This window comes from Streptococcus oralis subsp. dentisani, from assembly GCF_002096335.1.
Classification (GTDB): domain Bacteria; phylum Bacillota; class Bacilli; order Lactobacillales; family Streptococcaceae; genus Streptococcus; species Streptococcus oralis_Z.
Genome location: NZ_NCUW01000012.1, coordinates 1 through 476 on the forward strand (window position 1 = coordinate 1; position 476 = coordinate 476).

The window sequence follows — 476 nt, forward strand, 5'->3', positions numbered from 1 at the left end:
GTTGCCCCCTGTGAGATATGGAAGTCGCTTAGCTTTTGGGAGTTTAGCTCAGCTGGGAGAGCATCTGCCTTACAAGCAGAGGGTCAGCGGTTCGATCCCGTTAACTCCCATTTTAGCGGGTGTAGTTTAGTGGTAAAACTACAGCCTTCCAAGCTGTTGTCGCGAGTTCGATTCTCGTCACCCGCTTTGAACTTTGTTCAATACCAAGTTTTTTAACTTGGGCGCGTAGCTCAGGTGGTTAGAGCGCACGCCTGATAAGCGTGAGGTCGGTGGTTCGAGTCCACTCGTGCCCATTTATAAATATGGTCCGTTGGTCAAGGGGTTAAGACACCGCCTTTTCACGGCGGTAACACGGGTTCGAATCCCGTACGGACTATTTATTGGAGGATTACCCAAGTCCGGCTGAAGGGAACGGTCTTGAAAACCGTCAGGCGTGTAAAAGCGTGCGTGGGTTCGAATCCCACATCCTCCTTTCA

General features: G+C 51.1%; 5 tRNA genes. All 5 read left to right on the forward strand.

Annotation, left to right across the window (positions count from 1 at the left end):
• Positions 1-37 precede the first annotated feature (37 nt).
• Positions 38-110: transfer RNA gene (locus B7709_RS00130), tRNA-Val, on the forward strand.
• A gap of 5 nt (positions 111-115) precedes the next feature.
• Positions 116-186: transfer RNA gene (locus B7709_RS00135), tRNA-Gly, on the forward strand.
• 33 nt (positions 187-219) lie between these two features.
• Positions 220-293 (forward strand) — tRNA-Ile (locus tag B7709_RS00140).
• An 11-nt stretch (positions 294-304) separates the two neighbouring features.
• Positions 305-376, forward strand: a tRNA-Glu gene (locus B7709_RS00145).
• 6 nt (positions 377-382) lie between these two features.
• Positions 383-472, forward strand: a tRNA-Ser gene (locus B7709_RS00150).
• Positions 473-476: the final 4 nt, after the last annotated feature.